This is a genomic window from Actinomycetospora corticicola (assembly GCF_013409505.1).
GTDB classification, from domain to species: domain Bacteria; phylum Actinomycetota; class Actinomycetes; order Mycobacteriales; family Pseudonocardiaceae; genus Actinomycetospora; species Actinomycetospora corticicola.
Genome location: NZ_JACCBN010000001.1, coordinates 2,559,265 through 2,582,550, shown reverse-complemented (window position 1 = coordinate 2,582,550; position 23,286 = coordinate 2,559,265). Strand labels below are relative to the sequence as shown.

Below are 23,286 nucleotides of genomic sequence, written 5' to 3'. Positions count from 1 at the left end.
GGGTCGCGCGCGGTGGTCCGCGAGCGCGTGGTCGACACTGTGCGGGTGACCATCGCCGCCACGCGGGTGAGCACGGTGTCCTCGCCGACCCTGCTGCTCGCCGTGCTCTACCCCGTCGTCGGCGCCCTCGCGGCCGGGCCGACCGGGATCGCGTGGTCGCTGCTCGGCATGGTCTTCACGGTGGTGATCCCGGCCGCGATCGTCGACCTCGGCGTCCGCCGCGGCCGCTACACCGACCACCACCTCTCCCGGCGCGAGCAACGCGCGGTCCCGCTCGGGCTCGCGGCGCTGTCGGTGCTGGTGGGCGTCGGCGTGCTGGCGGTCGCCGGCGCCCCCCGCGCGATCGTCGCGCTGCAGGTCGCGGTGCTCACGACGATGGTGGTCGCCACGACCGTGACGCTCTGGTGGAAGGTCAGCTTCCACGTCGCCGTCGTGTCGGCCGCGGCGGCCGTGCTGACGCTGCTGGGTGGCGGCTGGTGGGCGCTCGCGTGGCTCGCGGTGCCGGTGGTGGGCTGGGCGCGGTTGCGGCTCACCGCACACACGCTCGCGCAGGTGGTCGTCGGCGGGCTGCTGGGCGCGGGCGTGACCGGGCTCGTGCTGATCATCGCGGGCGTAGCGTGACCCCCGTGGCGACGTCCTGGGACCCGGCCCTGTACCTCGACTTCGACGACCACCGCTCCCGTCCGTTCGCCGACCTCCTCGCCCGCGTCGGCGCCACGGCCCCGCGCCACGTCGTCGACGCCGGCTGCGGACCGGGGCACCTGACGCAGGTGCTCGCCGCGCGCTGGCCGGACGCCCGGGTGACGGCGTTCGACTCCTCGCCCGCCATGGTCGCCGCCGCCCGCGAGCGGGGCGTCGACGCGATGCAGCAGGACGTCTCGGACTGGCGTCCCGAGGGGGACGTCGTCGTCTGCAACGCGGTGCTCCAGTGGGTCCCCGGGCACCGCGCGCTGCTCCGGCGGTGGCTCGAGGCCCTTCCCGACGCCGGGTGGCTCGCGGTCCAGGTGCCCGGCAACTTCGCCGCGCCGTCGCACGTGCTGGCCCGGGAGGTCGCCGACCGGTTCGACGTGGACCTGCGCGACGCCGCCACCGTCGCCGAGCCCGCGCAGTACGCCGAGGACCTCGCCGGCGCCGCCGCCCTCGACGTCTGGGAGACGACCTATCTGCAGCGGCTCACCGGCGAGGACCCGGTGCTGCACTGGATCTCCGGCACCGCCCTGCGCCCGGTGCGCGACGCCCTGTCCGACGCCGCGTACCGCGACTACGTCGAGCTGCTCGCGCCCCGGCTGCGCGAGGCGTACCCGGCGAACGCGGACGGGTCGACCTGGTTCCCGTTCCGCCGGATCTTCCTGGTGGCCCGCCGCTAGACCTCCACCCCCGCGGGCGCCAGCAGGTCGGCGGCGTTCCCACCGCGGATGCGGTCGGCGTCGGCCGGGTCCAGCCCGGCGGCGGCGAGGCGGTCCAGCGGGTCGGTCACGGCCATGTCGAACGGGTAGTCGGTGCCGAGCACCACCCGGTCCGCCCCCGCCACGGCCACCAGGTGGCGCAGCGCCTCCGGGGTGTAGACCAGCCCGTCGAACCACATCCGGCGCAGCGCCGTGCTCGGCGGCGCCGGCGCGGCCCGGTCACCCGGACGGGCGTGCCAGGCGTGGTCCTGCCGGGCGGTGCCGTAGGGGAAGAAGCCGCCGCCGTGCGCGGCGAGCAGCCGCACCCCGTCGTCGGGAAGGCCCGCCGCGACCAGCCGGGAGAGGGCGACGGTCGTCTCGACGGGGTTCCCGACGGCGTTCGACAGGTAGCCGACGTCCAGCCGCTCGCCGAGCGTGCAGCCCCACGGGTGCACGAAGACGACCGCCTCGAGCTCGGCGGCGGCGGCCCAGAACCCCGCGAGGTCGGGGTCGTCGAGTTCCCGACGACGGGCGTCGGGTCCCGCCACGTGGGTGGAGACCTCGACGCCGCGCAGCCCGTCGCGGACGGCCGCCCGGAGGACGTCGACGGCCAGGTCGGGGTGCTGCAGCGGGGCGGTGCCGAGCCCGAGGAGGCGGTCGGGGGCGCCGGCGCAGTGCTCGAGCACGCCGGTGTTCACGGCGTCCGCGTAGGCGAGCGCGAGGTCCCGGTCGGCCCACGGGTGGTGGATCGGCATGGGGCTGACCAGCTGCCGCTCGACGCCGGCCGCGTCCATCGCGGCGAGCCGGTGGTCGAGCCGGGTGAGGGCGGGTCCGAGCGCGGCGATCTGCTCGCGGTTGACGCGGCTGCTCGCCTCCCCGGCGGCCCGGCCCTCGGCGGCCCGCGCGGCGCCCAGCTGCGGTCGGTCCGCCACCAGCGCCTCGGCGCCGGGCACGAGCAGGTGGGCGTGGACGTCGGTCGTGGGGCTCATCGGTGCGCCCTCTCCGGTGGCAGGAAAGCGTCGTTGCTGTCACTGGGCGACAGCAACGACGCTTTGCTGCCACGACGTGAGGCGGGCGGGATCGGGGTCGGCGCGACCCCTGGAACGACCCGGCTGGTGAGCGTGCCGATGCCCTCGACCGACAGCGACACCACGCTGCCCGGCCGCAGCGGCGGCAGCTCGTCGTGCGACGCTCCGCGGCCCCACAGCTCGCCGAGGCAGCCGCCGTGCCCGCAGGTGCCCGAGCCGAGCACGTCCCCGGGCCGTACCTCGGTGCCCCGCGAGGCGTAGGCGACGAGGTCCCCGAAGGTCCAGGCCATGTTCGACAGCCGGTCGGTCCCGACGACCCGACCGTCGACCCGCGCCTCCAGCGCCAGGTCGAGGTCGGTGAACTCGTCGGCCGTGACCAGCCACGGCCCGAGGGTGGTCGCGGTGTCCTTGCCCTTCGCCGGTCCGAGCCCGACCTGCATCTCGGCGGCCTGCAGGTCCCGTGCCGACCAGTCGTTCATGATCGTGAACCCCGCGATCGCGGCCGTCCCCTGTTCCGGGGTGAGGTCCCGTCCGCCGCGGCCGATCACGGCGGCGACCTCGAGCTCGAAGTCGAGCACGGCCGACCCCGGGGGCATCGGCACGTCGTCGGCCGGGCCGAGCGTCGCGTAGGGGTTGGAGAAGTAGAACGCGGGCGCGGCATACCAGGCGTCCGGGACGCCCGCGAGCTGCCGCATGCCCTCGACGTGCTCCTCGAAGGTCACGAAGTCGCGGACGGTCGGGGGCTGCAGCGGGGCGAGGAGACGCACCGAGTCCAGCGGCACGGCGCGGGCCGACAGCGCGTCGGCTCCGGCCTCGAGCAGGGTGCCTGCCCGGAGCAGGTCGAGGACGGAGTCCGAGGCATCGAGGACGTGCACCACGTCGTCGACGACGCGCCCGACCCGCACCGACCCGGCGTCGGGAAGGAGAACGCTGGCGATCCGCATCAGACCGGGGGAGCGACGAAGACGCCGCGGTCGGGGTCGTTGAACGACTTCTTCGCGACGAACTCACTCATCGGATTCGCGGTGCCCCACTGGTCGGAGACCATCGGGTCGGTGAAGTCGTGCAGCGACGGGTGCCAGGTGTCCTCGTCGAGGCACTCGAGCTCGGTCGTGTACTCGACGGTGTTGCCCTGCGGGTCGAGGAAGTAGGAGAACGTGTTGTTCCCGGCCAGGTGCCGGCCCGGGCCCCACACCTTCTCGACGCCGGCGCGCAGCAGCCGCCCCGTGCCGCGCATGTACTCGTCGATCCCGCGGAGTTCGAACGACGCGTGGTGCAGCGACACGTGCGGGCAGCGTGCGATCGCGAGCGAGTGGTGCTGGGGGTTGCAGCGCAGGAAATACATCATCTCGCCCATGTGCGGCGAGAAGAGGGTGTCGGAGAGCCTGAAGTCGAGGTGACGGTCGTACCAGGCGACGAGCGCCTCCGGCTGCGGCGAGTTGATCACCACGTGGGAGAGCTTGACCGGAACCGACTCGCCCTCCTCGATCTTCCGGTGCGCCCGGAGCGCGACGTCCGCGGAGACCTCGATCGTCCGGCCCTCGAGGTCGAAGAACCGGAAGCCGTAGCCCCTGCCCGGCGTCCGGAGCTTGTCCGGCGTGGAGACGAGGGTGACGCCCTCGCGGCCGAGCTTCTCGGCGAGCGCGTCGACGTCGGCGGGGGTCTCGGCGCCGAACGCGATGAGGTCGACCCGCTTCTCGGCGTCGGCGCGCAGCCGCACCTGGTACTGCTCGGGCGAGCCCTGCGCCGCGAGGAACGCGATGCCGGTGTCGGTGGTCTCGGGCGCGAGCTGCCAGAGGTCGCGGTAGAAGGCGAGCTGGCGGTCGAAGTCGGGCACGCCGAGGTCGACGTGCCGGAGGTGGGTGATCAGGCGGTCCATGTCGGTCCTCGGTCTACGGGCGCTGCGCGAGCAGCGCGGAGGTGCGGGCCATCAGCCCGGGGACGTCGGCGGTGCCGCCGGCCTGCGGCGGGGGCTCGTGGGCGAGCAGCCAGTGCGCGAGCTGCACCGAGTTGGCCACCACCGTCCCGGCGCGTTCCCGACGGCGGGTGGTGTAGGCCGCGAGCGCGGCCTCGAGGTCGTCGTGGGCGAGCAGTTCCTCGACGAGCACGGTCGCGTCCTCGAGCGCCATGGCCGCGCCCTGGGCGAGGGTGGGCGGGCAGGAGTGCGCGGCGTCGCCCGCGAGCACGACGCGCCCCCGGTGCCACGGTCCGTCCACGAGGTGGTGGGTGAACCAGGTGTAGTTGACGCGGCTCGCGTCGGTCATGCGGTCCCGGATCTCGGTCCACGGGCCGCCGTAGTGCCCGGCGAGCTCGCGCATCGTGGCGAGCTGCTCGTCGGGGGCCAGGCCGGTCCGGTCGGTGGCGTCCTCCACCAGGTAGGCGTAGATCGAGTCGTCGCCGGTGGGGCAGTAGCCCGCGATGTAGGCGGCCCCGCCGTAGGTGAGGTCGGTACGGGTGATGCTCGCCGGGCGGCTGGTGAAGACCCGCCAGATGCCCATACCGAGCGGCTCCGGACGGGTGTCGATGCCGAGCTGGACCCGGACCCCGGAGTTGACCCCGTCCGCGCCGACGACGAGGTCGTAGGCCTGCGTGGTCCCGTCGGAGAGGGTGACGTGGCCGTCGGGGGTGACGCTCTCCAGACGGGTGGCGGTGCGGACCTTCGCACCGACCGCGGCGGCCCGCTCCGCGAGGAGCCGCGCCATCTCGCCACGCGGCATCCCGACGGTGGCCGGGAGGTCGTCGCCGCCCGTCTTCGCATCCGGGAACTCGGCGATGACGGTGCCGTCCGGGGTGCGCAGGCCGAGGACGTCGAAGGCGTAGCCCGCGGCGAGGACGTCGTCGAGGACGCCGAGGTCGCGGAACACGCGCAGCGCGTTGCCCTGCAGGGTGATCCCGGAGCCGGAGCGCCCGATCTCGGTACCGGCCTCCACGAGGTCGACGGTCACGCCGGCGCGGGCCAGCAGGATCGCGGTGGCGGTGCCGGCGGCGCCGCCACCGACGACGAGGACGTGCCCGGGGGCGGCCATCAGCGCACCGCGATCGGGTTGACGGGGGAGCCGACGGCGCCGGTGATCCGCAGCGGGGCCGCCGTCAGGAAGAACTCGTATCGCCCGTCGGCGGCGCAGGCCGCGGCGAGCCCGTCGAGGTCCCACATCTCGCCGAGGAACAGGCCGAGGTGCGGGATCGCGACCTGGTGCAGCGGCTGGAACGACATGTCGAACTCGTTCGGCCGTACCTCGACGCCCCAGGTGTCGGTGGCGATCGCGGCGATGTCGGTGTCGTGCAGCCAGTCCAGCGTCGTGAACGACAGGCCCGGGGCGGGTCCGCCCGCGTAGCCGCCCCAGCCCTCCCGGCGGGTGCGGGCGTACTGCCCGGTGCGGACGCAGACGATGTCACCGGGCCGGACGTCGACACCGTGCGCGACCCGGGTGGTCTCGAGGTCGTCGGCGGTGATCGGGAAGGAGTCGGGGAGCTCGCCCCGCTCGTCGCCGAGCACGCGCCCGACGTCGAGCAGGACGCCCCGACCGGCGAGGTGCGCGGCGGCGGTCTCGATGCCCGTGACGCGGTCGCCCTCGACCCGGACCGTCTCCGCGGCGTCGCGACCGTTCCAGGCCTTGCCGTGGTCGAAGATGTGGCCGAGGCCGTCCCACTGGGTGGAGCACTGCAGCGGCATCGCGATGACGTCGTCCGCGCCGCCGATGCCGTGCGGGAACTCGCCGTCGAGGGCCTCGTGGCCGGTGCCGAGCATGGTGTGCACCGGGTTGGTGCGCTTCTTCCAGCCGTGCTGCGGGCCGGCCTCGTCGAACGGCTGCGACAGCGAGTACGTCCCACCGGTGCGCACGCACGCCGCTCCTTCGAGGCGCTTGGCCGGGGTGAGCAGGTTGAGCGAGCCGAGGACGTCGTCGGCGCCCCAGCGGCCCCAGCGGGAGACGCGGGCGACGACGGCGGCGACGGCCTCCTCGGGCTTCGCCGGGTCGTGCCCGGCGGCGAGGACGGCGGAGCGGTCGGTGAGGGGCGCGGTGGTGGTCACGGGGCCACCACCCGGGTGCGCTGCGTGCCGAGGTCGACGCCGGCGCCGGTGATCGAGCCGGTCATCACGTCGCCCGCGCGCAGCAGGCGGCCGCGGGCCATGCCGTTGCCGGCGGGGCTGCCGGTGAGGACGAGGTCGCCCGGGCGCAGCGGCGTGATCTCCGCGGCGGCCGCGACGAGGGCCGCGACGTCGAAGAGCATGTCCTTCGTGGTCTCGTCCTGCATGGTCTCGCCGTCGAGGTCGAGGCGGATGCGCAGGTCGGACGGGTCGACGTCGCGGGCGGGGACCAGCCACGGGCCGAGTGGGGTGAAGCCCGGGCCGTTCTTGGCGCGGAACCAGTCGGTGCCGATCTCGGGCATGTCGCGCCGGAAGACGTGGTCGCGGGCGGTGAGGTCGTTGGCGATCGTGTACGCGGCGACGTGGTCGAGGGCGTCCTCGCGGCCGACCCGGAACGCCTCGCGCCCGATGACGGCGGCGAGCTCGAGCTCCCAGTCGAACTGCTGGGTCCACGCGGGGACGGTGACGTCGTCGGACGGGCCCGTGACCGCGCTCGGCAGGCCGACGAACAGGTACGGCGTGCCCTCGGCGGCCCGGCGGTCCATGAGCTCGGCGACCTCGGCCCGGATCTCCGCGTCCGGCCGCGTGCCGCGCTCGGCGTGGTGGGCGGCGGCGAGGTCGATGACGTGCGTGCGGTAGTTCGCGCCCGACTGCAGGATCTGCCCGGGCTCGACCGGCGCGTGCACCCGGAGCTCGGCGAGCGGCGTCCCGTCCTCGTGCGCCCGGGCGTCGAGGGCCGGCAGCGCGCGGTCCCAGTCGGCGAGCAGGGCCGCCGTGGTGGTGTCGAGGTCGACCACCGTGTCCGCCTCGGTGAGGAGCCCGGCGAACCGGCGGTCCTCCCCGGGACGCGAGAACGTCCCCAGCCTGATCATGGGCCCTCCGCGGTGAGAGTCGGTGTGGTGCACACGACTCTGCGGGCAGCCCGGGAGGGCCGGAAGGCCGAACTGCTGATGGTGGGCATCCACGGGGCCGATCCCCGCTGGTCAGGGGCGGGCGGGCCTAGGCCGACCGGTCGCGGTCGCGGTCGCGCGAGTGGCCGTCGTCGTGCGAGCCGCGATCTCGCTTCATGCCCCGGTCCTTCCGGACCGGGCCCGAGTCACGGTTCGCCGAGCGCCGGTCCTCGGTCGTCGACGACCGGTCCTGGTCGTCCGACCGGCTGCGGTCGCTCTCGTCCGGCTCGCTCTTGTTCGGCTCGCCCGCGTCGGAGTCGCCCTTTCCCGGGTCACCCCGGTCCGAACGGTTCTGCCGGTCGTCGGCGTCTCCGGGCCGGTCCTCCGACCGGCTCGTGGACGGCCGCGCGGTGGGAGCCCTCCGCGCCATCGATCCGCCCGCGCCCGCCCGGGGGACCGGCGCCGCCTCGACCGGTGCGGCCTCGACCGGTGCCGCATCGGCCTCCACCGGCGCCGCAACCGACCCGACCGGTTCGTCCGGCGGCAGCACGAGCGCCGCGGCCGGGGGCAGCGGCACCCCCGGGACCCGGGTCGGCCCCACGTCGGACGCGTAGGCGGTCGAGCTGCCCGCGCCGGCCCCGTTGATCACCACCCCGACACCGACGCCGGTCGCGAGCAGCACGGCCGCCACGGCGGCGACGGCCAGCTGCCGGCCGCGGGCGACGAGACCGCCGACCCGTCGTCGGGCATCGGGCAGCGCGACCAGGCGCTCCGCGACCGCGTCGACGGTCGGCCGATCGACGGGGTCGGCGGCCGTCATGGCCGTGAGCAGCTCCCGGAGCGGGCCGGGGACGCGCGGCGGGGCGAGCTCGCCGAGCAGCTGCCCGAGCGCGTAGACGTCGGTCGCGGGGGTCACGTCCCGTTCGGGCGCCGGGTGCGGCGCGGTGAGGCCCATGTCGGACCAGCGCGCGAGCCAGGGCAGCAGGCCCACGTCGGAGAACGCGGCGCCCCGGGCCGACCACGAGACCGTGCCGGCCCCGAGCCCCCCGTGGGCGTGGCCCCGACGGTGCAGGGGTGCGAGCGCGACGGCGACGGCGACGCCGAGGTCGCGGACCTCGTCGGCCGACAGCCCGTCGGGTGGGGCGGTCTCGGCGAGCGTGGGCGAGTCGGGGTGCTGGGTGACGAGGAAGCGATGCCCGTGCCAGGAACCGCCGTCGTAGAGCTCGGCGACCTCCGGCGACCGGCCGTGCCAGGACTGCGTCGGCAGCGTGAGGTCCTCCGACGATCCGAGCCCGTCGACGAGCGTCACCGACACCGAACGCCGCAGCAGACGATCGGTCGCGCGGTGGGAGCAACAGCCGGGCGAGCGTCGCAGCAGGGGACCGAGCCGGTAGCGGCCGACGATCTCGCCGGGGTGGTCGCAGGGGTCGTCCGCGGCACGGCCGAGGCAGAGGTCGATGGGACTCACGTCGGGCACGGGGCTCCCGCTCTCCTGGAGGGTGCGACCGAGCGGCGCGGCCCGGCGGACGAGGCCGCCTCGTGGACCCGGGCGCCGGATAACCCCGTCATCGGTGTTCCAACCATCCGTCCGGGGGCGCATCGGGACCGCTTTCGGGAACGCCCGGGAGAGGGCGTGTGGCCGGGCCCCGCCCCTGGTATCCGGGGCCCTCGCCCGCCGTCAGGAAGGATCTCGCATGGACGCCGAAGAGGCCCGCCGCACGCTGACCGAGGAGCGCCGACGCCTCGTCGAGGTCGGCGAGTCAACCGCGAGCAGCAGCCCGAGCCCGCGGTGGAGCAGGAGGGCGCCATGGGCCAGCACCCGGGGGACTACGGCACCGAGGTCGAGGAGTTCATGGACGCCGACGCCATGGACGACTTCACCCGCCGGCAGATCACCGAGATCGACGAGGCCCTGCGCCGGATCGACGACGGGACGTGGGGCCGCTGCGTGGTCTGCGGCCGGGAGATCGACGCCGAACGGCTCGAGGCCAAGCCGCAGGCCGAGCGGTGCCGGGAGCACCAGGAGGAGCTCGAGCGCTCCTCCCGGTGAGCCCGCACCGGGCCCGTCACGACGACGGGTCGAGGTCCTCGTCGGTCAGCCGCACCTGCGGGCCGGCCACGCCCGGGTCGTCGCCCGCGCCCTCGGCGGACCGGTCGCCCGGCGCCGTGAGGTCGTCCTCGTCGATCTCGTGCACCGCTGCCTCCTCGGCGGCCGCGACCCCGCCCGACATCCCCGCGTCGTCGGCGTCGAGGACGTCGGTGGCGCGGCTGTCGGGGGAGGTGTCGTCGGCGACGAGCCGACCGGCGCGCACCTCACCGGTTTCGCTGCCGAGGTCGTCCGCGGTCGCGTCGGGCGCCGCGGCGACCCCGTCGAGGCCCGCCGTGTCGTCGGGGATCTCGCGCGCCAGCCGCTCGTCGACGGTCTCGCGGTTGCGCTGACCCTCGGGGGTGGTGTCGGGGTCGTCGAGGCCGAAGGGGCGGTTCGGCGCCACGGTCAGGGCGTCCATCGCATCGGTGCCGGGCGGCCCGTCGAGGGTCTCGCCGCTCTCGAGCTGGATGGCCGAGCCGAGGTCGGGCTCCTCGGGAACGGCATCGTCGTCACGGTCGGGGTGGGTCATGGCGCGCGGCTACCCCGACGGGGGCCGCGGTGATGTGCCCGGTTGACCGACACCCGTCGTCGGGAAGCCGTCGGGTCATGCCCGACACCGTCATCCTCGACGTCGACGGAACGCTCGTCGACTCCAACTACCACCACGCGGTGGCCTGGTACCGGGCGTTCCGCCGCCACGACGTCACCATCCCCCTCTGGCACCTGCACCGGGCCATCGGCATGGGCGGCGACCAGCTGGTCGCGCACGTGTCGAGCCAGGAGGTCGAGGACGCCCACGGCGACGAGCTGCGCTCCGAGCACTCGGAGGAGTTCGACGCCCTCATCGACGAGGTGTCGGCCTTCGCCGAGACCGAGCAGCTCCTCCGCGGCCTGCGCGACCAGGGTCTGCGCCTGGTCCTCGCCACCTCGGGCGGCAGCAGGCACGCCGAGCACTTCCTCGACCTGATCGACGGGCGCTCCTACGCCGACGACGTCGTCACCTCCGGCGACGTCGAGGCGAGCAAGCCCGCCCCGGACCTCATCGAGCTCGCCCTGGACCGGGAGAACAGCCGCGACGCGGTGCTCGTCGGGGACTCGGTGTGGGACGGGCAGGCCGGGGTCCGCGCCGGGGTGCCGTTCCTCGCCGTCCGCACCGGGGGCTTCTCGGTCGACGAGCTCGTCGAGGCGGGCGCGGCCTACGTGGCGCACGACCTCCCCGAGCTGCTGGACCACGTGCGCGGTGAGGTGTCCTCCCCGGAGTAGGTCCTTCGCGGCACGTGATGCGGTATGCCTGTGCGATGCGTGCCGAGTCCGCGCCGCCGGCGGTCGAGGGGTCGGCCCTCACGCGGCTGGTGAACCTCGACCTGAACCTGCTGCTCTCGCTGCGCGCCCTGCTCGCCGAGCGCAACGTCACCCGCGCGGCCGCCGCACTCGGGCTCTCGCAGCCCGCCGTGAGCGCGGCGCTCGCGCGGCTGCGCCGCCACTTCGGCGACGAGCTGCTCACCCGCGTCGGGAACCGCTACGAGTTGACCCCGCTGGCGGTCCGGCTCGTCGACCGCACCGAGGTCGCGGTCGCGGGCATCGAGCGGGTCTTCTCGGCCGCCCCGGACTTCGACCCGGCCGCCACCACCCGCGAGTTCACGCTGCTCGTCTCCGACTACGCCACCAGCGTGCTCGGCGCGCCGCTCACCACCGCGTTCGCGCGCGCCGCCCCGGCCGCCCGGCTGCGCTTCTGCCCGCACCGACCGGAGGACATCGTCGGGGCGGCCGACCGCCTGCGCGGCGTCGACGGGCTGTTCATCCCGCACGGCTTCGTCGACGACCTGCCGTTCCTCGACCTGTACGAGGACCACTGGGTGCTGCTGGTCGCGGACACGAACCGGCGGGTGGGGGAGACCGCCACCCTCGACGACCTGGCCGCTCTGCCGTGGGTCACGGTCTACCACCGGCCCACCGCCTTCACCCCGGCCGCGCAGCAGCTGCGGGCCCACGGCATCGAGCCGCGCGCGCAGGTGGTGGTCGAGTCGTTCCTCCCGATCCCCGACCTGGTCGCCGGCACCGACCGGGTCGCCCTGCTGCAGGGGCGGCTCGCCGCGCGTCTGCGTCCCGACGACGGGGTGCGGGTGCTGCCGTGCCCCTTCGCGGTCACCCCGCTGCTCGAGGCGTTCTGGTGGCACCCCATGTACGACGCCGACCCCGCCCACCGGTGGCTGCGGGGCCTGCTCGCGGAGGTCTGCGCCGGGCTCCCGGCCATCGACCGCGTGGATGGTGGCCCCCAACCGGAGTGATTTCCGATCACTCCCGCTGCACCTCGACACTCCCGACGGTGGCGCCGATCACGGTCTCCACACAGGACGACAGGGAGGTCGGCCGTGACGGTCATGGGACGCGCGGAGCAGCAGGAGGGCTCCCCGACGACGGGGCGGGCGACCGGACAGGGGGCGATCCTCCTGGCGGGCAGCTGTCTGCCGATCCTCGGCTCGGTGCTCCTCGCGCCCGTGCTGCCGCGGATGATGGAGGCCTTCGCGACGACGGGCGGGGTCGAGGTCCTCGTCCCGATCGTCCTCACCGCGCCCGCCCTGATGATCGGCCTGCTGGCGCCGATCGCCGGCCGACTGGTCGACGCGGCCGGACGCAAGCGGGTACTGATCGTCGCGCTCGTGGTCTACGCGCTGTTCGGCACCGCGCCGCTCTACCTGGACTCGCTCGGGGCGATCGTCGCCAGCCGCGTCGGGGTCGGCATCTGCGAGGCCGCGATCATGACCGCCTGCACCACCCTGCTCGCCGACCTGTTCGCCGGCACCGCCCGCGACCGCTGGTTCGCCCGGCAGACGATCGCGACGACCCTCGCCGCCACCGTGTTCTTCGGCCTCGGCGGGGCCCTGGGCGCCGTGAGCTGGCGGGCCCCGTTCGTCCTCTACGCCTCCAGCCTGGTGATCGCGGTGCTCGTCGCGGTGTTCGTGCGTTCCACCGGCCGGACCCCCGCGGCCGCGCTGCCCCCGATCCCGTGGCGGCTCATCGCGGTCCCGTGCCTGGTCTCGCTGTTCGGCGGCATCGTCTTCTACACGCCCATCGCGGAGCTCTCGCTCGTGCTCGCCTCGGTCGGGGTCACCTCCACCGCCACGATCGGCCTCGTCAGCGCCGTCGCCTCCCTCGCCACGGCCGCCGGCGGCTTCGCCTTCGGTCGCGTCGCCGGGCGGGGCGCCCGGGTGCTGCTGCCGATCGCCCTGGCCCTCGCCGCGGTCGGGCTGGTCGTCGTCGGACTGACCTCCTCGGTCGCCGTGATCGCGGTCGGCGCGGTGATCGCCTCCGCCGGCACCGGCCTCCTGCTGCCGACCCTGCTCACCTGGGCCCTCTCCGGCCTCGGCTTCGCCGAGCGCGGTCGGGGCACCGGGATGTGGACCGCCGCCCTGTTCATCGGCCAGTTCTTCTGCCCGCTGGTGCTGCTCGCCGTGTCCGTCCCGCTCGGCGGACTCTCCGGTGCCGTCCTCGCCCTCGGGGTGCTCACCGCCGTGGTCGCGGGCGTGGCGCCGCTGATCGTGCGCCGCTGGGCCTCCCGTCTCGCCTGAGCCCTTCCCGACGCCGGGTCGGTGCGGGTCGTGCGCGTGACGGAGCGACCCGCTCGGGCCCACCGACCGAGTCATCCGACACCCGGCCGGACGCGTGTGGTTCCCGGGACGCGTGGGGCGCCGCGGTTACCGTGTCCGCCATGGCCCGTACCGAGACGCGTTCGCAGCGCAGCCGCCCGCTCACCGGTGGGCGGACGCCGGGGCGCACCGGTGCGACGGCCCAGCCGTCCCGGTCCGGGTCCGGTCGCCGCACGCCCGCCCGCAAGCCGCCGGCTCGCCGGCCCGCGGCACGGAGGAGCGGCCCGGGTCCGGTCGTCCGCGGGCTCCGGGGCGCGTGGACGCTGACCGCCCGGGGGCTCGGGTCGGTGGCCCGCACCATCGGACGCGGCCGCGAGATCGACGCCGCGCACCGGCGGGACGGGATCGCCCTCGCGCTGGTCGTCCTCGCGCTCATCACGGCCGCCGGGCTGTGGCTGGGTGCGGGCGGGCCGATCGGTGCAGGCATCCAGATCGCGTTCCGCACCGTGCTTGGCTCGACGGCCCTGGGGCTCCCGGTGGTCCTGCTCGGGATCGCCGTGCTGCTGATGCGCACCGACCCCGACCCGGAGACCCGGCCCCGCACGGTGGTCGGCGCCCTCCTGCTCACCCTCGGGGTGCTCGGGGCCTGGCACCTCTCCGTCGGCGCCCCCGAGGCCCTCGCCGGGCGGCAGGCCGGGGGAGGGGTGATCGGTGCCTGGCTGGCCGACCCGCTCACGGCCGGGGTCACGGTGTGGATCGCCATGCCGGTGCTCGTGCTGATCGCCGCGTTCGGGCTGCTCGTGCTGACCGGCACCCCGGTCCGCGACGTCCCGCACCGCGTCCGCTGCCTCGTCACCGGCGAGGCGTTCGACGACGAGTACGACGACGAGTGGGGCAGCGCGGAGGACGTCGAGGAGACCGCCGACGTCGCCGAGACCGAGGTCATCGAGAAGCCGAAGCGCCGGAGGAAGAAGGCCGACGAACACCCGGCCGACGACCTCGACGCCGACGCCCACCCGGCGCGGCACCGCGACCACCTCTCGGAGCCGATCGACCGGACCCCCGCACCCGAGGCGCCCGCCGTCGAGAAGGCGCCGGAGCCCGCCCCGCCGGCCGCACCCGCCGTCGGGAAGGAGCCCGCGAAGAAGCGGCGACCCGCGGCGGAGATCCCCGAGACGCCCCCGGTGGTCGAGGACTCCGAGACCGACCCGCAGGCCGCGCAGTCGTTCTCCAGCCACCGCGAGCCGCCCGAGGGCGAGCGGGACTACCACCTGCCGCCGCCGGACCTGCTGGTCGCGGGCGACCCGCCCAAGGCCCGGTCGGCCGCGAACGACGCGATGATCGACGCGATCACCGGCGTGCTGGAGCAGTTCAAGATCGACGCGCAGGTCACCGGCTTCGTGCGGGGCCCGACGGTCACGCGGTACGAGGTGGAGCTCGGCCACGGCGTGAAGGTCGAGAAGATCACCCAGCTCCACCGCAACCTGGCCTACGCCGCGGCGACCGACAACGTCCGGCTGCTCGCGCCGATCCCCGGGAAGTCGGCGGTCGGCATCGAGGTGCCGAACTCCGACCGCGAGATGGTCCGGCTGGCCGACGTGCTCTCCTCGAACACGGCGCGCCGCGAGACGCACCCGATGGTCATCGGCCTGGGCAAGGACATCGAGGGCCAGATGGTCCTGGCGAACCTCGCGAAGATGCCGCACCTGCTCGTCGCGGGGTCGACCGGTTCCGGTAAGTCCAGCTTCGTCAACTCGATGCTGGTCTCGCTGCTCGCGCGGGCCACGCCGGACGAGGTCCGGATGATCCTCATCGACCCGAAGATGGTCGAGCTGACGCCCTACGAGGGCATCCCGCACCTGATCACGCCGATCATCACCTCGCCCAAGAAGGCCGCGACCGCCCTGGCGTGGCTGGTCGAGGAGATGGAGCAGCGCTACGCGGACATGCAGGCCAACCGCGTGCGCCACATCGACGTGTTCAACGAGCACGTCCGCTCGGGGAAGATCACCGCGCCGCCCGGCTCGGAGCGGGTCTACCGGCCCTACCCGTACATCATGGCGATCGTCGACGAGCTCGCCGACCTCATGATGACCGCCCCGCGGGACGTCGAGGACGCCATCGTCCGCATCACCCAGAAGGCCCGTGCGGCCGGCATCCACCTGGTGCTCGCGACGCAGCGCCCGTCGGTCGACGTCGTCACGGGTCTGATCAAGACCAACGTGCCGTCGCGGCTCGCGTTCGCCACCAGCTCGCTCACCGACTCGCGGGTCATCCTCGACCAGCCCGGCGCCGAGAAGCTGATCGGCATGGGCGACGCGCTCTTCCTGCCGATGGGCGCGGGCAAGACCAACCGCCTGCAGGGCGCCTTCGTCGGCGACGACGAGATCCAGGCGATGGTCGACTTCGCGAAGTCCCAGGCCGACCCGGACTACGACGACTCCGTCACCACCGAGGCCGCGGCCGAGAAGAAGGAGATCGACCCGGACATCGGCGACGACCTCGACGTCCTGTTGCAGGCCGCCGAACTCATCGTCACCAGTCAGTTCGGCTCGACCTCGATGCTGCAGCGCAAGCTGCGCGTCGGGTTCGCCAAGGCCGGCCGGCTCATGGACCTGCTCGAGACGCGCGGTGTCGTCGGCCCGAGCGAGGGCTCGAAGGCCCGCGACGTGCTGTTCAAGCCCGACGAGCTGCCCGAACTGCTCGCCTCGATCCGCGGCGAGCCGGCGCCCGCGCCCGATCTCGACGAGGGGTTCCCCGGCGGCGGGGAACCGGATCGGGTGGACGCCTGAATCGGTGCGCGTGTCCTGCGAGGCCACACAGCGTGGTCTGCCAGTCTGCGTCCGGCTGGTTCCTGGACGGGGTCGGGAGTGGCGGACATGATCGGTGACGTGGGAGAGCACGCCGTGCGCGCGGACGTGCCGGACGTGGCGGGCGCCGTCGCGCGGGAGCGCGACCGGGTCGCCGCGGACCTCCGGGCCGTCGTCGTCGACCGCCTGCACCGGCTCGAGACCGCTCCCGACGACGAGGCCCCCGGGCACGCCGCCGCGGCGCTGGACGCCGCCGGGCGGGCCGCCGCCCTCGGCGGGCTGCCGGCGGTCGAGGGCGCCACGCCGCCCGGGCACGGGCGCTGGCCGTGGCTCGTCGTCGGGACCGTCGTGGTGGCCGCGGTGCTGGCGCTGCTCGCCCTCGTCGCCGTCCTGGTCCCCGCGTCGGTGGCGGCCGGTCCGCTGCTCGTGGTCGTCCTCGCCGTCGCGATCGCCCTCACCGCCCGCCACGCCCCGCCGATCGCCTCCGCCGTCGGGCTCGCCGTCGTGCTCGGCGTCCTCGCCGTCGCCGCCCCGTTCGCGACGACGGCCGCACCCGCGGCCGGGATGGTCGCCGGGGCGGTGGACCTGCCGACCGGCACCACGCCCGAGTCCGGGGCCTGCCTCCTGCTCGGGGTCGTGCTCGCCGCGTCCTGGGGCATCGGGCTCCAGCGCCGTCGTCGTGCCGCCGCCGCCCGTCGGCGCCGCTGGCTCGGGGCGGTCGACGCGCTGGGCCGCTGCGACGCCCACGGTCGGCTCGGGCTCGCGCCCGTCGTCCACCGCACCCTCGTGCACGAACTCGCGGTGCTGGCGTCCCGGGACGGGGAGGACCGTCGCGTCCGCGTCGCCCGGCACCGCCTCGCCGGGGTGCTGCCCGCCCTCACCGCGGTCGACCTCACGCCGCGCCCACCGGTCGTCGCGGGCGGGTCGCTCGACACCGGTCGGGTCGCCATGCTCGTCGCGGACGCCCAGCAGGGCGCGGCCCGCCGGGCCGGACGGCCGCCCTCGGTGGTGGTGTGCGGGGTACCCGCCACCGACCGGCCCGAGGTGGGGCTGCTCGCCGCCCGGCTGCTCACCGACCTGGTCGCCGAGGTCGCCTCCGGCCCGGGACCGGTCCCCGCGAGCGTGTCGGTGGAGCACCGCGCCGACGCCGTCTCCCTCGAGGTCGCCTCCGCGCGGGGCCGGTCCGTCGAGGACCTCCCGCCCGCCCTCGCCGACCGGGCCGCCGTGCTCGGCGGCACCGTCGAGGTGACCGCCGCCGGCGGGACGCTCGCGGTGCGGGTCGTGCTGCCCACGGGCGGGACGGCCTCCGGGATCGCTCCCGAGGCCGCGCCCGAGGCTCCGGAAGCTCCCGAGGTCGGACGCGCGCAGGCCGCCTGAGACCGCTACAGGTCGAGCAGCATCCGCGTGTTGCCGAGGGTGTTCGGCTTGACGTAGGCGAGGTCGAGGAACTCCGCGACGCCCTCGTCCGCCGACTGCATCATCTCGAGGTAGACCTCCTGGGTCACCGGCGAGCCGTCGATCTCGCGGAACCCGTGGGCGAGGAAGAAGTCGACCTCGAAGGTCAGCACGAACAGGCTGGCCAGACCGAGGGCACGGGCCTCACCGATCAGCTCGTCGACGAGGGTGTGGCCGACGCCACCGCCCTGGGTCGACGGGTGCACGGCGATGGTGCGGACCTCGCCCAGGTTCTCCCACAGCACGTGCAGGGCCCCGCAGCCGACGACCTCCCGGCCGCGCACCGCCACCCGGAACTCCTGGACGGTCTCGTACAGGGTGACCAGCGGTTTGCGCAGCAGGATGTTGTCGTCGGCGAAGGAGTCGACGAGCGCCTTGATCCCGCGGACGTCGGCGGTCCGGGCACGGCGCAGCAGGACCGGGGCGGACGGCGACGATGACACGGGGTGCCACTGTAGGCACCGGAGCACCGGAGGGTGGTCCGGGTGCGTCTACCCTGGACGGGTGCCACAACGTGTTGGGGATACCCGCGCGGGCGCATCCCAGGAGGAAGCCCGGGGCCGTGTGGCGCTCGTGACCCTGGGGTGCGCGCGCAACGACGTCGACTCCGAGGAACTCGCCGGGCGGCTCGCCGCCGAGGGCTGGGAGATCTCCGCCGACGACGACGGAACGGCGGACGTCGTCCTCGTCAACACCTGCACGTTCGTCGAGCAGGCCAAGAAGGACTCGGTCGACGCCGTGCTGGCCGCCGGCGGGCCGGACAGCAAGGTCATCGCCGTGGGCTGCATGGCCGAGCGCTACGGCGCGGAGCTGGCCGAGGCCCTCCCCGAGGCGACCGCGGTGCTCGGGTTCGACCACTACGGCTCGATCGGCGAGCGCCTCGACGACGTCATGGCGGGCCGCCCGCTCGCCTCGCACCAGCCGGCCGACCGCCGCGCCCTGCTGCCGATCAGCCCGGTGAAGCGCCCCGAGGCGGTCCGTGACGGCAGCATCCCCGGCCACGACTGGCTCCCCGAGGTCCCCCGCAAGCGCCTCGACGACGCCCCGGTGGCCCCGCTCAAGCTGGCCTCCGGCTGCGACCGGCGGTGCGCCTTCTGCGCGATCCCGTCCTTCCGCGGCGCCTTCGTGTCCCGCGCGGCGCAGGACGTCGTCGCCGAGGCCGCCTGGCTCGCCGACCACGGCGTCGCCGAGGTGACGCTGGTCAGCGAGAACTCGACCTCCTACGGCAAGGACATCGACGCGCGGGGCGCCGCCGGGGGAGCGCTCGAGCGGCTGCTCGGCGAGCTCGCCGAGGTCCCCGGCCTGCGCCGGGTCCGCGTGTCCTACCTGCAGCCCGCCGAGGTCCGCCCGCCGCTGCTCGCCGCGATCGCCCGCACCGAGCGGGTGGCCGACTACTTCGACCTCTCCTTCCAGCACGCCTCCGGCCCGCTCCTGCGGCGGATGCGCCGCTTCGGGTCGCGGGAGTCGTTCCTCGCGCTGTGCGCCGAGATCCGCGCCCTGGCCCCGGAGGCCGGCATCCGGTCCAACGTCATCGTCGGGTTCCCCGGCGAGACCGAGGAGGACCTGGCCGAGCTCGAGGCGTTCCTCTCCGAGGCCGAGCTCGACGCCGTGGGCGTGTTCGGCTACTCCGACGAGGACGGCACCGAGGCCGCCGACCTGCCCGACAAGATCGACCCGGCCGAGGTCGCCGCCCGCGTCGAGCGCGTCACCTCGCTGGTCGAGGTGGTCTCCGCCGACCGCGCCGCCCGCCGGATCGGCACCGAGGTGGAGGTCCTGGTCGAGCGTCAGGAGCTCTCCGAGGCCGCGGCCGCCGCGTACCCCGACCTCGCCGACGTCGCGGACCTCGACCTCGCCGAGCTCGGACTCGACGCCGAGCCGGAGATGACCGACCTCCCCGACGAGCCCGAGGACGAGGCCGAGGCCGAGGCCGAGGACACGGAGCCCGGCGACCTCGTCTGGATCGGCCGCGCCGCGCACCAGGGCCCGGACGTCGACGGGGAGTGCCTGCTCACCGGCGACGAGGAGCTCCTCGCGGGCCTGGAGCGCGGGGCGATGGTCCGCTGCCTCGTGGTCGCCTCGGAGGGCGTCGACCTGGTCGTCGAGGCCCTCGAGATCCTGACCCCCACCGTCGACCGAGAGCCCGCCGCGGCGGGCGCCCGGTGACCCAGCAGGCCGTGGGTCCGGTGGATCGCAAGCCTGTTCCGCTGGTCAACATCGCCAACGCGCTCACCGTGGTGCGGCTGGTGCTGGTCCCGGTCTTCCTGGTGGCGCTCTTCACGGCCGGGGGCCACGACGCCGGGTGGCGCTGGGCCGCGTTCGGCGTCTTCGCCCTGGCGTCGGTCACCGACACCTTCGACGGCGAGTTCGCCCGCCGGTGGGAGCTGGTCACCGACTTCGGCAAGATCGCCGACCCGATCGCCGACAAGGCGCTGGTCGGTGCCGCCCTCGTCGGGCTGTCGGTCCTGGGCGAGGTGGGCTGGTGGGTGACGATCGTCATCGCGGTCCGTGAGCTCGGTGTGACCCTGCTGCGCTTCTGGGTGCTGCGCCACGGGGTGATCCCGGCGAGTCGCGGAGGCAAGGTCAAGACCGTGCTGCAGACCCTCGCGCTGGGCCTCGCGATCATGCCGCTGCCGACCTGGGCCGCGCCCGGGGTGGCCACGTTGTTCCTGCTCGCGGTGGTCGTCACGGTGGTGACCGGCCTCGACTACGTCGCCCAGGCGGTCCGCCTGCGACGCGCCGCGCTGCACTGATCCTCCGACGCGCCGTGGGAGTTCGCCCACGGTGAACGCCTCCGCCGCGCCCGACACGGCGGCGCGGGAGTCGGTACCGTGGTCGGAACGGTCATCGATGCCGGGCTCTCCTCGGGGCCGCGAGTTCCCGACGGCGGGTACGGCACGGGAGGTGCGCACATGGCGCTGTTGTTGCGCGAGGCGATCGGCGGCACGATCCGTCGCGCCCGCACCGAGCGTCGGCGGACCCTGCGGGACGTCTCGCGGGACGCACGGGTGAGCCTCGGCTACCTGTCGGAGATCGAGCGCGGCCGCAAGGAGCCCTCGAGCGAGCTGCTGGCGGCGATCTGCGAGGCCCTGGCGCTCCCGCTGCCCGATCTGCTGGACGACGTCGCGGCCACCATGCGCCCGGCGCCGGCGGAGGCCCGCCGTCCGGCGCGGCTGGCCGAGCGGCGCCTCGCCGTGGACCCGGCCCTGCGCTCGGCGGTCGAGGAGGCCTTCGAGGGCGCTCCGGCCGAGGGCGGCGAGGCCGCTGCGGCGGAGCCGCCGGCCGCGGAGGTGGTGGACCTGGTGGAGACCGTCGACGGGGTCGACGCGACCACGGACGAGGCTGCGGAGGACGAGCCGACGGGCGAGCTCCGTCTGGTCGAACTGGTGACGCTGGGTCGCACCGACACGGTGCGATCCGCGGCCTGAGTCGGCCGTCCGCCACGCCGGGGCGGGACCTCGGTGGAAGGCCGCGGGCGGAGCTGACACGATGGGTACGGACCAGGTCAGCGTCAGCGGCCTGTGCGGACGGTGACGAGTTGGGCGGGAGCAGATGGCCAACCCCTTCGTGAAGGCCTGGAAGTACTTCCTGGCAGCGTTCTCGTCGAAGATCGACGAGCACGCGGACCCCAAGGTGCAGATCCAGCAGGCGATCGAGGACGCCCAGCGCCAGCACCAGGCGCTGTCGCAGCAGGCGGCCTCGGTGATCGGCAACCAGCGGCAGCTGGAGATGAAGCTGAACCGCCAGCTGGGCGACATCGAGAAGCTGCAGTCGTCGGCGCGGCAGGCGCTGACGATGGCGGACCAGGCTCGCGCCAAGGGCGACGAGCAGGCCGCCGCGCAGTACGAGCAGTCGGCGCAGGCGTTCGCCACGCAGTTGGTGACCGCCGAGCAGAACGTCGAGGACCTCAAGACGCTGCACGATCAGTCGATCGGCGCGGCGCAGCAGGCCAAGGCGGCCGTCGAGCGCAACGCGATGGTCCTGCAGCAGAAGCTGTCCGAGCGCACCAAGCTGCTCAGCCAGCTCGAGCAGGCCAAGATGCAGGAGCAGGTGTCGAACTCGCTGCGCCAGATGAGCGAGGTCGCGGCGCCGGGCAACACGCCGTCCCTGGACGAGGTCCGCGACAAGATCGAGAAGCGGTACACCACCGCCCTCGGTCAGGCGGAGCTCGCGCAGAACAGCGTGCAGGGCCGGATGCTCGAGGTTCAGCAGGCCTCGACCGACTTCGCCGGGCAGAGCCGTCTGGACCAGATCCGGGCGTCGATGCAGGGCCCCGGTCAGGTCACGCAGGGCCAGCCCGCCGCCGGGCAGACCCAGCCGGCGCAGCCCGCCCCGGCGCAGCCGACGCAGCAGTACGCGCCGCCGCAGCAGAACTGAGCCACGGCTCGACCCACGGACGGGCCGTTCGTCACGGGAGACCGTGACGGGCGGCCCGTTCGTGCTCTTCGTGCCGATGTGTCCGATCAGCCCTACAGTCCAGGGCGATGAGGCGCTCGGGGCTGGTCGCGGTGTCGGTGTTCGTCGTCCTCGTGGTCGCGGCCTGCGGCGGCACGACCGCGCCCACGGCCGCCGCGCCCCCGACCCCCGACGCGGGGCTCCCGGCTCGCCTCGAGAACGAGGTGACCGGCGACGGCGCCTTCGCCCACCTGCAGCAGTTCGCCGACATCGCCGCACGCAACGGCGGCAACCGCGCCTCCGGCTCCCCGGGCCACGAGCAGAGCGTCGACTACGTGGCCGACCGCCTCCGTCAGGCCGGGTGGCAGGTCGAGACGCCGAGCTTCCCCTTCGACGTGTTCGACGCCCGGGCCCAGACGCTCACCGTCGCGGGGGCACCCGGACCCGCCGTCGTGGCCCTGACCTACGCCCGGCCCACCCCACCCGGCGGCCTGAACGCTCCGCTGGTGGCGCTGCCGGACGCCCCGGCCGACCCGACCCCGGCCTGCGAGGCGAGCGACTTCCCGGCGACCGTGCGGGGCGCCGTCGTCCTCGCTCGCCGCGGGGTCTGCCCGTTCACGCAGAAGCAGCAGCTCGCAGCGGACGCCGGCGCGGCGGCCCTGCTGGTGGCCAACACCGAGGACGGCCCGCTCAACGGCACGTTGGGCTCGGTCGCCGAGGCCCGCCTCCCCGTCGCGGGCCTGACGAAGTCCGACGGCGACGCGCTCTTCGCCCGGAGCGGCAGCCCGGTCACCCTCGTGCTCGACACCACCACCGAGACCCGGCAGACCCGCAACGTGATCGCGCAGACCACCACCGGCCGCACCGACGAGGTCGTCATGGCCGGCGCCCACCTCGACAGCGTCCCCGAGGGGCCGGGCATCAACGACAACGGCACCGGGTCGGCGGCGCTGCTGGAGACCGCGCTGCGCCTCGGCGGCGCGCCCGCGGTGACCAACGCCGTGCGCCTCGGCTGGTGGGGCGCCGAGGAGCTGGGGCTGCTGGGGGCCGAGGCCTACGTCGCCGGGCTCGACGTCGAGCGGAAGCGGGACATCGCGCTGCTGCTCAACTTCGACATGGTGGGCTCGCCGAACGCCGGCTACTTCGCCTACGACGGGGACGACTCCGACCGGGTCGGCGCCCCCGCGGGCCCGCCGGGGTCGGCCGCGATCGAGCGCCGGATGCTGACCGCGCTCGGGCAGGTCGGGGTGCAGGGCCAGGGCACCGACTTCGACGGCCGGTCGGACTACGGCCCGTTCATCGCCGCCGGGATCCCGGCCGGCGGGCTGTTCACCGGCGCCGAGGAGCGCAAGTCCCCGGAGCAGGCCGCGCAGTGGGGCGGCCGGGGAGGAGAATCGTTCGACCCGAACTACCACACCGCCCGCGACGACCTGGCCAACGTCGACCGGGTCGCCCTGGACCGGAACGTCCGCGCGATCGCCGGAGTCATCGGCGGCTACGCCCTCGACCTCACCGGCCCCGACGGCGTCCCGTCCCGCGCGCAGCGTCAGCCGCGGTAGGACC

22 protein-coding genes are annotated in these 23,286 nt (G+C 74.7%); 13 read left to right on the top strand and 9 right to left on the bottom strand.

Annotated elements, in window-relative coordinates:
* Window positions 1-45: 45 nt before the first annotated feature.
* Both BJ983_RS12405 and BJ983_RS12400 read left to right on the top strand, forming a co-directional pair.
* On the top strand, window positions 46-621 hold the full coding sequence (locus BJ983_RS12405; RefSeq protein ID WP_218890246.1) for a hypothetical protein: 576 nt from the start codon (window positions 46-48) through the stop codon (window positions 619-621).
* Window positions 618-1,367 carry a trans-aconitate 2-methyltransferase gene (locus BJ983_RS12400; RefSeq protein WP_179794064.1) on the top strand — a complete coding sequence of 250 codons (750 nt, stop codon included), beginning with the start codon at window positions 618-620 and terminating at the stop codon, window positions 1,365-1,367. The genes BJ983_RS12405 and BJ983_RS12400 overlap by 4 nt, the downstream gene beginning before the upstream one ends.
* On the opposite strand, the gene BJ983_RS12395 is transcribed toward BJ983_RS12400, so the two are convergent.
* From BJ983_RS12395 to BJ983_RS12365, 7 genes are all read right to left on the bottom strand, one after another.
* The gene (locus BJ983_RS12395) at window positions 1,364-2,374 is read right to left on the bottom strand and encodes an amidohydrolase family protein (protein WP_179794063.1); all 1,011 of its coding nucleotides are present in this window, start codon (window positions 2,372-2,374) and stop codon (window positions 1,364-1,366) included. The genes BJ983_RS12400 and BJ983_RS12395 overlap by 4 nt on opposite strands.
* Window positions 2,371-3,357: a fumarylacetoacetate hydrolase family protein gene (locus tag BJ983_RS12390; protein WP_179794062.1), complete on the bottom strand. Its 987-nt coding sequence runs from the start codon at window positions 3,355-3,357 to the stop codon at window positions 2,371-2,373. Before BJ983_RS12390 ends, BJ983_RS12395 begins: the two co-directional genes overlap by 4 nt.
* Entirely contained in the window at window positions 3,357-4,292 is a 936-nt protein-coding gene (locus tag BJ983_RS12385) for a VOC family protein (protein ID WP_179794061.1), read from the bottom strand. Before BJ983_RS12385 ends, BJ983_RS12390 begins: the two co-directional genes overlap by 1 nt.
* Window positions 4,293-4,305: 13 nt before the next feature.
* Window positions 4,306-5,439, bottom strand: a complete 1,134-nt coding sequence (locus BJ983_RS12380; protein WP_179794060.1) for an FAD-dependent monooxygenase — start codon at window positions 5,437-5,439, stop codon at window positions 4,306-4,308.
* A complete protein-coding gene (locus BJ983_RS12375) occupies window positions 5,439-6,443 on the bottom strand; it encodes a cyclase family protein (RefSeq protein WP_179794059.1) in 1,005 nt (334 codons plus the stop codon). The genes BJ983_RS12380 and BJ983_RS12375 overlap by 1 nt, the downstream gene beginning before the upstream one ends.
* Window positions 6,440-7,372 (bottom strand): fumarylacetoacetate hydrolase family protein, encoded by a 933-nt coding sequence (locus tag BJ983_RS12370; protein WP_179794058.1) that lies wholly within the window; start codon window positions 7,370-7,372, stop codon window positions 6,440-6,442. The genes BJ983_RS12375 and BJ983_RS12370 overlap by 4 nt, the downstream gene beginning before the upstream one ends.
* 127 nt (window positions 7,373-7,499) lie before the next feature.
* Window positions 7,500-8,858, bottom strand: coding sequence for a hypothetical protein (locus tag BJ983_RS12365; RefSeq protein ID WP_179794057.1), 1,359 nt, complete (start codon window positions 8,856-8,858; stop codon window positions 7,500-7,502).
* A 339-nt stretch (window positions 8,859-9,197) separates the two neighbouring features.
* Here BJ983_RS12365 and BJ983_RS12360 point away from each other — a divergent pair, with 339 nt between their 5' ends.
* Window positions 9,198-9,440, top strand: a complete 243-nt coding sequence (locus BJ983_RS12360; protein WP_179794056.1) for a TraR/DksA C4-type zinc finger protein — start codon at window positions 9,198-9,200, stop codon at window positions 9,438-9,440.
* Between the two features lie 16 nt (window positions 9,441-9,456).
* Here the strand turns inward: BJ983_RS12360 and BJ983_RS12355 are convergent, their stop codons facing one another.
* Complete coding sequence (locus tag BJ983_RS12355) at window positions 9,457-10,008, bottom strand: DUF5709 domain-containing protein (RefSeq protein ID WP_179794055.1); 552 nt, start codon at window positions 10,006-10,008, stop codon at window positions 9,457-9,459.
* A 77-nt stretch (window positions 10,009-10,085) separates the two neighbouring features.
* Between BJ983_RS12355 and BJ983_RS12350 the strand changes: the two genes are divergently transcribed.
* The 5 genes from BJ983_RS12350 (at window position 10,086) to BJ983_RS12330 (ending at window position 17,253) form a co-directional block, all read left to right on the top strand.
* Window positions 10,086-10,742 (top strand): HAD family hydrolase, encoded by a 657-nt coding sequence (locus tag BJ983_RS12350; RefSeq protein WP_179794054.1) that lies wholly within the window; start codon window positions 10,086-10,088, stop codon window positions 10,740-10,742.
* A gap of 35 nt (window positions 10,743-10,777) precedes the next feature.
* A complete protein-coding gene (locus tag BJ983_RS12345; protein ID WP_179794053.1) occupies window positions 10,778-11,767 on the top strand; it encodes a LysR family transcriptional regulator in 990 nt (329 codons plus the stop codon).
* A gap of 93 nt (window positions 11,768-11,860) precedes the next feature.
* Window positions 11,861-13,048, top strand: coding sequence for an MFS transporter (locus BJ983_RS12340; protein ID WP_179797737.1), 1,188 nt, complete (start codon window positions 11,861-11,863; stop codon window positions 13,046-13,048).
* Between the two features lie 140 nt (window positions 13,049-13,188).
* Window positions 13,189-15,858: an FtsK/SpoIIIE family DNA translocase gene (locus tag BJ983_RS12335; RefSeq protein WP_179794052.1), complete on the top strand. Its 2,670-nt coding sequence runs from the start codon at window positions 13,189-13,191 to the stop codon at window positions 15,856-15,858.
* Window positions 15,859-15,957: 99 nt separating this feature from the next.
* The gene (locus BJ983_RS12330; protein ID WP_179794051.1) at window positions 15,958-17,253 is read left to right on the top strand and encodes a hypothetical protein; all 1,296 of its coding nucleotides are present in this window, start codon (window positions 15,958-15,960) and stop codon (window positions 17,251-17,253) included.
* A 5-nt stretch (window positions 17,254-17,258) separates the two neighbouring features.
* Here the strand turns inward: BJ983_RS12330 and BJ983_RS12325 are convergent, their stop codons facing one another.
* Window positions 17,259-17,774, bottom strand: a complete 516-nt coding sequence (locus BJ983_RS12325; protein WP_343054071.1) for an amino-acid N-acetyltransferase — start codon at window positions 17,772-17,774, stop codon at window positions 17,259-17,261.
* Between the two features lie 121 nt (window positions 17,775-17,895).
* On the opposite strand from BJ983_RS12325, the gene BJ983_RS12320 reads away from it, so the two are divergent.
* From BJ983_RS12320 to BJ983_RS12300, 5 genes are all read left to right on the top strand, one after another.
* Window positions 17,896-19,494, top strand: coding sequence for a MiaB/RimO family radical SAM methylthiotransferase (locus BJ983_RS12320; RefSeq protein ID WP_179794049.1), 1,599 nt, complete (start codon window positions 17,896-17,898; stop codon window positions 19,492-19,494).
* Between the two features lie 11 nt (window positions 19,495-19,505).
* Window positions 19,506-20,081: a CDP-diacylglycerol--glycerol-3-phosphate 3-phosphatidyltransferase gene (pgsA, locus tag BJ983_RS12315; protein WP_343054070.1), complete on the top strand. Its 576-nt coding sequence runs from the start codon at window positions 19,506-19,508 to the stop codon at window positions 20,079-20,081.
* A 159-nt stretch (window positions 20,082-20,240) separates the two neighbouring features.
* Complete coding sequence (locus tag BJ983_RS12310; RefSeq protein WP_179794047.1) at window positions 20,241-20,756, top strand: helix-turn-helix domain-containing protein; 516 nt, start codon at window positions 20,241-20,243, stop codon at window positions 20,754-20,756.
* A 124-nt stretch (window positions 20,757-20,880) separates the two neighbouring features.
* Complete coding sequence (locus BJ983_RS12305; RefSeq protein ID WP_179794046.1) at window positions 20,881-21,705, top strand: PspA/IM30 family protein; 825 nt, start codon at window positions 20,881-20,883, stop codon at window positions 21,703-21,705.
* A 107-nt stretch (window positions 21,706-21,812) separates the two neighbouring features.
* Window positions 21,813-23,282, top strand: coding sequence for a M28 family peptidase (locus tag BJ983_RS12300; protein ID WP_179794045.1), 1,470 nt, complete (start codon window positions 21,813-21,815; stop codon window positions 23,280-23,282).
* Window positions 23,283-23,286: the final 4 nt, after the last annotated feature.